We start from the raw sequence: 8,778 nt of genomic DNA, 5'->3' as shown, positions 1-8,778 counted from the left end.
TCCAAAGCTTGGGAGTGGGCGAACACAAGAAAAGGATATTGGCACATTGCCAATAGTTTTATTCTTGCTACTACAATTACCTTACATAGACTTAGGCAGGCAGGGTATGTATTCTTGTCCGACTACTGCCAAAAGGTTAAAATCAAAACTTAAAGAACCGCGTATACCGAACGGTACGTAGGGTGGTGTGAGAGGACAGATAGGGAAGTAATCCCTATCTTCCTACTCTATTTTAAATTTTTATCAAGAACAACTGTACTCATTTATACGCACTTGTATCCTTATTTTCATTCGAATTTTTTTATTTTACAATATAAAATTCCTTGCCATATGCATGTATGTAGACCTTTTACAGATTTATTCGGAATCTACTCCTAAGGTTTTATCTTGTAGAATATCAATTATATTTGTATAAACGAATATACGGTTTTCATAAAACTTCTGAAGTCGATACCTTTGTCACATTAGCAAAAACTCAATCATGGATAAATATTCCTATATCGCCAATGCACATGTAGCCTACATCGATGAGCTATATGCTGATTACAAAAACAATCCAGAGTCTATTGACCCAAGCTGGAAGACTTTTTTTGATGGGTTCGAATTCGCAATCGCTCAATATGGTGAAGACCAAGACGGAGTTTCTGCTCCAGCTCAAGCTAAGCCAGCCGCCAATGGTGCACTCGCTACTAGAGGCACCATTATGGACATGGAGCAGTTGCCTAAAGAGATTAAGGTAAGGGCGCTCATTCATGCGCACAGATCGAGAGCTCACTTGAGATCTAAGACCAACCCAGTAAGAGAGAGAAGAGATAGAAAAGCACTGATCGACTTGGAAGACTTCGGCTTGGATCAAAATGATCTCAATACCGAATTCCAAGCTGGAATTGAAATAGGTATCGGTACTGCCAAACTTTCAAAAATCATAGAATCCCTCAAAACAATCTATGAAGGACCGATGGGATTCGAATACTTATACATCCGTGACCCGGAAATGCTTGATTGGTTAAAAACCAAAATCGAGAAAGAGGCACTTGCCTTTAATCCTGCCACAGAGGAGAAGAAAAGAATCCTTTCTAAACTCAATGAAGCGGTTGTTTTTGAAAATTTCTTGCATACCAAATATCTTGGACAGAAAAGATTTTCACTCGAAGGTGGTGAAAGTACTATCCCTTTTCTTGATGCTGTGATCAACAAAGGTGCTTCTTTGGGAGTAGAGGAAGTAATGATTGGTATGGCTCACAGGGGAAGGTTAAATGTCCTTGCCAACATCATGGGCAAAACTTACGAGCAGATTTTCTCTGAATTTGAAGGTACTGCCAAGCCAGACTTGACCATGGGTGATGGTGATGTGAAATACCACATGGGATATTCTAGCGATATTGTCACTCCAGATGATAAAAAGGTGAATTTGAAATTGGCTCCAAACCCTTCACACCTTGAAGCGGTAGATCCAGTAGTAGAGGGATTTATCAGAGCCAAAATTGACTCACAGCATAAAGGAGACTCAAATAAGGCCTTACCTATTCTGATTCACGGTGATGCAGCCGTTGCTGGTCAGGGGATAGTGTATGAAGTCACTCAAATGGCTGGGCTAAAAGGGTACAATACAGGTGGTACGATCCACTTTGTGATCAACAATCAAGTTGGTTTTACCACCGACTTTGACGATGCTAGGTCCTCTATCTACTGTACAGATGTGGCCAAGATTATAGATGCGCCAGTGATTCACGTCAATGGTGACAATGCAGAGGCTGTTGTTTTTGCTGCCAATCTTGCGGCTGAATTCAGGCAAAAATTCCAAAGAGATATTTTTGTCGATATGGTCTGCTACAGAAGACACGGACACAATGAGTCCGATGAGCCAAAGTTCACCCAACCTGAGCTTTATAATATCATCTCCAAGCATCCCAATCCAAGAGAAATCTATGTCAAAAAATTGACAGAAAGAGGAGATATCGATGCCAAGATTGCCAAGCAGATGGATGCAGAATTCAGACAGTTGCTTCAGGACAGACTGAACATGGTCAAGGAAAAACCACTTCCTTACCAGTTTACTAAGTTTGAGCAAGAGTGGCAATCTATGAGAAGGTCTAATCCAGAAGACTTTGAGCAGTCTCCTGAAACCTTTATCTCTACTGAACAAATCGAAATCGTAGCCGAGGCAATCACCAAAGTTCCTAAAGGATTTAAACCTATCAAGCAAATAGACATACAGTTGAAGCAAAGAAAGGACATGTTTTTCAACACCAAGTCTTTGAACTGGGCATCTGCGGAGCTTCTAGCTTATGGTTCATTGCTACTAGAAGGTAAGACGGTTAGGATCACTGGGCAAGATGTGCAGAGAGGTACTTTTTCTCATAGACATGCTGTAGTACACGATTCTACCACAAATAAACCTTACAATTTCCTCTATGAAATGAAGGAAAGCAAAGGCAAGTTTAGTATATATAACTCCCTGCTTTCAGAATATGCAGTATTAGGTTTTGAGTATGGATATGCCATGGCCAATCCTCATGCTTTGACGATCTGGGAAGCACAGTTTGGAGATTTTGCTAATGGTGCTCAGACTATGATTGACCAGTTTATCTCCTCTGGAGAGTCCAAATGGCAAAAAATGAATGGTCTTGTGATGCTTCTGCCACATGGTTATGAAGGTCAAGGTCCAGAGCACTCCAATGCTCGACCAGAGAGATTCCTGCAACTTTCTGCCGAATACAACATGGTAGTTGCCAATATCACGGAGCCTTCTAACTTTTTCCACATGCTTAGAAGACAGTTGACATGGGAGTTTAGAAAACCATGCATCGTCATGTCACCAAAATCACTCCTACGTCACCCTAAAGTGGTGTCTCCTATTGAGGAATTTACTTCAGGCAGGTTCAGAGAAATCATACTTGATACTACTGTGAAAGCTAAAGATGTGAAGAGAGTTCTCTTGTGTTCTGGTAAGATTTATTATGATTTGGATGAAGTGAGAGAGAAGGAAAAAGTGAAAGATGTAGCGATCATCAGGGTGGAACAAATACATCCATTGCCTAAAACACAAATTCTAGAAGCCCTAAAAGCTTACAAGAATGCAGAAGTGGTGTGGGTACAAGAAGAGCCAGAGAACATGGGGTATTGGAATTTCATGTTAAGAATGCTTTGGAAAGAGCTACCTATGGATGTGATCGCCAGAAAGATGAGTGCATCTCCAGCCACAGGATACAACAAGGTCCACGTAGAAGAGCAAAATAACATCATCAAGAAAGCATTAAAAATAACATAAATCCCCTGGTCCCAATATTATTTTGGGACTTAGGTTTAATTTAAAATAATTCATGTTAAATTAACCTTAAGTCGGACAAGGGTCGATTTGGGGGAAAAAAATTAGAAAACAATGAGCCTAGAAATTAAAGTCCCAGCGGTGGGAGAATCTATCACTGAAGTTACTATTGGTCAGTGGTTCAAAAAAGATGGTGACTATGTCGAGATGGACGAAGTCATCTGTGAACTAGAATCAGATAAAGCTACTTTTGAATTGACAGCTGAAGCTGCGGGTGTATTGACTACCAAAGCTGGAGAAGGAGACACATTGGAAATCGGTGCTGTGATATGTGAGATCAATACAGATGGTCAAGCAGGTGCTGAGATCGAAAAGTCAGACGAAGACAGAGATAAGCCAAAAGAAAGTAAAAGTAACGGTGGTGGAGCTACTGGAGAAGTCAAAGAGATGATCGTGCCTACTGTAGGAGAGTCTATTACCGAAGTAACTTTGGCCAATTGGCTAAAGGCAGATGGCGATTATGTAGAGCTAGATGAGATTATCGCAGAGGTGGATTCTGACAAAGCGACTTTTGAGCTTCCCGCCGAGGCAAATGGTATCTTGAGACATGTAGCTCAAGAAGGAGATACTTTAGAAATCGGTGGCTTGATATGCAAAATCGAAGTAACCGAAGGAGGAGCTCCTGCTTCTTCTGAAAGTTCTTCTGACGCAGCTTCTTCGGCTAAAAGTGATAGTAGCAGCTCATCTGATAAAGAGACTTATGCTACTGGACATGCATCTCCAGCAGCTGCGAAGATTTTGGCAGAAAAGGGTTTAGATCCAAAGGATGTCAAAGGAACAGGTAAGGATGGAAGAATCACCAAAGAAGATGCTGAAAAGGCGGAAAAACCAGCTCCAAAGCCAGCTGCCAAACCAGCTGAAAGCAAAAAAGAAGAGAAGGTTGAAGCAGCACCTAAAGTAGCTGGATCAAGAGATAGCAGAAGAGAGAAAATGACCTCTCTCAGAAAAACTGTTTCCCGAAGATTGGTAGCTGTGAAAAATGAGACAGCCATGCTTACCACATTCAATGAGGTGAACATGGGACCAATCATGGAGCTAAGAAAGAAATTTAAAGACCAGTTCAAAGAGAAACATGGGGTCAACCTTGGATTCATGTCATTCTTTACCAAAGCGGTATGTGTAGCCCTACAAGAGTGGCCAGCAGTCAATGCACAAATAGATGGCAACGAGATCGTTTACAATGATTTCTGTGATATTTCTATCGCCGTATCTGCACCAAAAGGATTGGTTGTACCAGTAATCAGAAATGCAGAAGCGATGAGTTTCGAGCAGATCGAAAAAGAAGTGGTAAGACTGGCAACCAAAGCTAGAGATAACAAATTGTCTATCGAAGAAATGACTGGAGGTACATTTACATTGACCAATGGTGGAATCTTTGGCTCCATGATGTCTACACCGATCATCAATGCCCCGCAGTCTGCTATCCTAGGGATGCACAATATCGTCGAAAGACCAATGGCAGTCAATGGAGAAGTAAAAATCCTTCCAATGATGTACCTAGCACTTTCATATGACCACAGAATCATCGACGGCAGAGAATCCGTAAGCTTCCTAGTAAGGGTAAAACAACTCCTAGAAGACCCGACAAGATTATTGTTTGGAGTATAAGAAAGGATGAATTTAGAAGGTAGAGGGAATTATAACCCATTACCTTTTTCTATAAAATCAAGTTTTAATTTGGCGAGCTTGAGGTCTTGCTTCTTGTTTCTCGCATCTAATATCTAAAAAAATGTACGACGTAATCGTAATTGGCTCCGGCCCGGGAGGATATGTAGCCGCTATCAGAGCAGCACAGTTGGGCATGAAAACAGCGATTGTGGAAAAATACCCTACACTTGGAGGTACTTGCCTCAACGTAGGTTGTATTCCTTCCAAAGCGCTACTTGATTCATCTGAGCATTATCACAATGCAGCCCATACTTTCAAAACACACGGGATCAACCTTAGCAGCCTAAAGGTAGACTTGAAGCAGATGATTTCCAGAAAGGACGATGTGGTCAAGCAAAATGTCGAAGGTATCCAATACCTTATGAAGAAGAACAAAATCGATGTGTATCAAGGATTAGGATCTTTCGTAGACAAGTCTACTGTGAAAGTGACTAAGGATGATGGTTCTTCAGAACAAATTCAGGGCAAAAACATCATCATCGCCACAGGTTCAAAGCCTTCTACCTTACCTTTCATCAAATTGGATAAAAAGAGAGTCATTACTTCTACAGAAGCATTGAATCTTAATGAAATCCCTAAAAAACTCATCGTAATCGGCGGAGGTGTTATAGGTATGGAGCTTGGGTCAGTCTATGGAAGAATGGGTGCCAAAGTTTCTGTGGTAGAGTACATGGATTCTTTGATCCCGACTATGGACAAGACTATGGGCAAGGAATTGCAGAAGTCATTGAAGAAGCTTGGTTTTGACTTTTACCTGAAGCATAAAGTAGTAGAAGTAGAAAACAAAGGCAAAGAAGTCATCGTCAAAGCCGAAAATGCAAAGGGTGAAACGGTTGAGCTTAAGGCAGATTATGTTTTGGTATCTATCGGAAGAAGGCCTTATACAGATGGTTTGAATGCTGAAGCAGCTGGCATCAAGGTAAATGATAAAGGGCAAGTAGAAGTGGATGATCACTTGAGAACCAATGTGCCTAATATCTACGCTATAGGTGATGTGGTGAAAGGAGCAATGCTTGCACATAAAGCTGAGGAAGAAGGGACATTTGTAGCAGAAGTGATAGCAGGCCAAAAGCCACACATCAATTACAACCTGATCCCTGGAGTAGTGTATACTTGGCCAGAAGTGGCAGCCGTAGGCTACACAGAGGAGCAGCTGAAGGAGAAAGGTATCAAGTTCAAGACTGGCAAATTCCCATTTATGGCTTCAGGAAGGGCTAGGGCTTCTATGGACACAGATGGCTTGGTCAAAGTACTCGCTGACGCAGAGACGGATGAAATCCTGGGAGTACACATGATAGGACCTAGAGTAGCTGACATGATTGCAGAAGCCGTGGTGGCGATGGAGTTCAGGGCATCGGCAGAAGACATCTCCAGAATGTCCCATGCCCACCCGACCTACACCGAAGCATTCAAAGAAGCATGTTTGGCAGCTACGGACAACAGGGCGCTACATATTTAAGAAAATAGAAGAATCTCGCAAAGGGAGGAAAGGTGCAGAGATCGCTAGAGAGAGATTAGCATTGCCTAATTTGTCAGCTATTTTGGCATTTTTAGGTTCCGAAATCAGGTAGAGTAAAAGATCTTTCCCAATCCCTAAAAAAAGGGTTCGAATATATAAATAAAAGGCTGTCTCGTAAATTGGGACAGCTTTTTTTATGGCACCCACCCCTTGGTCTGTGTTCTCTCAAACCATTAAATGGTCAGACCTAAATCCCTAGCTCAATATTCTTTGAATGTAGATCATGCCTTAGGATCAGACCAGCTATAAGGTAATTTAGGATCAAAAATCATCGAAATTGAAAACCCCAAACATTCATTTCAATTTAGTTTTTCGGATAAATCAGGAGAAATTACGTTTATAAAAGTTGTTCACAAACATGATTTAATTCAAGATGGAGAGGTTTTTCCCTCAAATGTTTCTTCAATTTTTTTCACGTATGTACAATTTTATCAGAGACCTAAAAATCTTAGAAGAGAAGATATAAATGTCGAGAATGTTAAAAGCTTTGAAATAGCCAAATACAAACCTAAATTCTGGAAAGATAATCCAGTTGTAAGGCTTTCAGCTGAAGAAGAAGCTATAATTGCTTCATTTGAAAGAGATAATGCGTTTGGTAGAGAAATTATGAACATTGAAAAATCAGTTTGTCTTATTGCGATCTTATGGTTATGTATCTCTCAAAACTATGGACAAACTATCAACAAACTTGATAGTCTTAGTACAAATGCTTTAGTGGAGAAGGACAATTTTTCGGCTAATCTGAGTTTTCTCAATAAGTTAAGTTTATCAAATGTGATGATTCAAAAATATGAACCATCCGAGAAAGTTAATTTTAATTATTTAAGAGCGTATGAGTCCTAAAGTTATGACATGAAAAAGTACTATCTCTATCATGGGATGAACATGACTCCTGGATTTTTGATGAATATTTATCGGTTGCCTGCCTATATTGACCATTAAAAAGTAGGAGTGATAAAGAAAAGGAGGTAAGCTCTCATTAAAGGTTTTGGTACTGAAGAAAAGAGAAAAATTTCAGTTGGATAAACTTCATCTTCTTTGCAAAGTCTTTAATGTCTCATAAAATCTGTTACTACCCTTGGTCTTTGACTTTATATACCAAGAAAAGTTAAAATAATAGATAAGAATGCAAAAAAGGGAAGTAATACTTAGATGGCTTGCTAAGGGTAGTTGGAAATGGACACGTATTGGAGGAGGAGGGGAAAAAGGATTTTGATAAGTTGTATCAAGTTTTTTTTGCTATTGATAGAGATTCATTTTTGGAAACAGGCAAAAGGGGTTTTACTGAAGTGCTCAATAATCTTGTTGAAGATTTTCAGGCTAGAAGAGAGAAATTAGTAGCACTTTGTGAATTGATTGTGGCAGAAATGAAGTTGTAGAATAATGATGCAATTAGAAAAAAAATCAATATCATTAATGATGTCTTAAAACATGATTATGGGTTTGAGTATTTGAATTTCAGAGGGATATAATTGAGGGGGTGAACTAACTATTTTTCATAGCCAGTTACTCTCCTCATTTCATTGAAGAAACACCAAGATAATACATAATTTTAAATGTGGGCTCAAAGGTGAGTTTTCCCTTTTTAATACAATTCGTAAAAACTTAAATTTCAGGTTCTTGATCACTTCGATCAAGGTTGAAATGAGAAAAATTAAATAATACTATTGTCATATTAAATACTCTAGACGATGATACAAACTTTTACCAAACTAATTGCCTTTCTTAAAACCCCGTACCAATCAGAGACTTATACAGATATCAAGGGTAAGGAATTTATAAGTTTGCTATTGATAACATTTGCTGTGGTAATTCCTTATGCGATTATTTTGGATTTGGCAGGAATGGATCAATTTGATCATATGACAGATACTATAATGAAGGACCATAAGTGGTTAGTAGCTATCTTAGCTACTGTATTAGCACCTATATTGGAGGAATTGATTTACAGACTTCATCTTGACTTCAGAAGGTCTTCAATCTGGTGGGGCTTGGGTCTATCTGTTTTTGTAATTAGCGAAGCTTGGATCACTGTTGTATTTCTATGGATTTGGTTGTTTTACTTGTTGTTTAAGGTTAGCAAAGGCAGCAAGCCTAATTTGAAATATAGTATCAATGTCGTTTAGTTAAGCAAATGTAACTACTCAGGTACATTATTTACTGACCAATATTCAAGTATTTGGAGTCTTGTGCTCCTTTGTAGCGTATTGACGCGTATTTGTATGTTAATGTACGAAAATCAGCTTTAAAGTTGGTTTATCCA

The 8,778-nt window shown here is 39.5% G+C and carries 5 protein-coding genes; all 5 read left to right on the top strand.

Features of this window, described 5'->3' with window-relative positions:
• Positions 1-481 precede the first annotated feature (481 nt).
• Positions 482-3,271 carry a 2-oxoglutarate dehydrogenase E1 component gene (locus MM239_RS20170; protein ID WP_241350134.1) on the top strand — a complete coding sequence of 930 codons (2,790 nt, stop codon included), beginning with the start codon at positions 482-484 and terminating at the stop codon, positions 3,269-3,271.
• 111 nt (positions 3,272-3,382) lie between these two features.
• Entirely contained in the window at positions 3,383-4,936 is a 1,554-nt protein-coding gene (gene odhB / locus MM239_RS20165; protein ID WP_241350133.1) for a 2-oxoglutarate dehydrogenase complex dihydrolipoyllysine-residue succinyltransferase, read from the top strand.
• 121 nt (positions 4,937-5,057) lie between these two features.
• Positions 5,058-6,455, top strand: coding sequence for a dihydrolipoyl dehydrogenase (lpdA, locus tag MM239_RS20160; protein ID WP_241350132.1), 1,398 nt, complete (start codon positions 5,058-5,060; stop codon positions 6,453-6,455).
• 1,217 nt (positions 6,456-7,672) lie between these two features.
• The gene (locus tag MM239_RS20155; protein WP_241350131.1) at positions 7,673-7,894 is read left to right on the top strand and encodes a hypothetical protein; all 222 of its coding nucleotides are present in this window, start codon (positions 7,673-7,675) and stop codon (positions 7,892-7,894) included.
• A 312-nt stretch (positions 7,895-8,206) separates the two neighbouring features.
• Positions 8,207-8,641, top strand: a complete 435-nt coding sequence (locus MM239_RS20150; protein ID WP_241350130.1) for a hypothetical protein — start codon at positions 8,207-8,209, stop codon at positions 8,639-8,641.
• Positions 8,642-8,778 lie beyond the last annotated feature (137 nt).

Origin of the sequence: Belliella filtrata (genome assembly GCF_022549775.1) — a bacterium.
Classification (GTDB): domain Bacteria; phylum Bacteroidota; class Bacteroidia; order Cytophagales; family Cyclobacteriaceae; genus Belliella; species Belliella filtrata.
Note: the sequence above shows the minus strand (reverse complement) of the source record. Positions and strands in the feature narration are given on the sequence as shown.

Bases quoted from the DNA above. Each gene is read 5' to 3' on its own strand.
- MM239_RS20150 (WP_241350130.1), top strand. From the start codon at position 8,207: ATGATACAAACTTTTACCAAACTAATTGCCTTTCTTAAAACCCCGTAC.
- MM239_RS20170 (WP_241350134.1), top strand. From the start codon at position 482: ATGGATAAATATTCCTATATCGCCAATGCACATGTAGCCTACATCGAT.
- odhB (WP_241350133.1), top strand. From the start codon at position 3,383: ATGAGCCTAGAAATTAAAGTCCCAGCGGTGGGAGAATCTATCACTGAA.
- lpdA (WP_241350132.1), top strand. From the start codon at position 5,058: ATGTACGACGTAATCGTAATTGGCTCCGGCCCGGGAGGATATGTAGCC.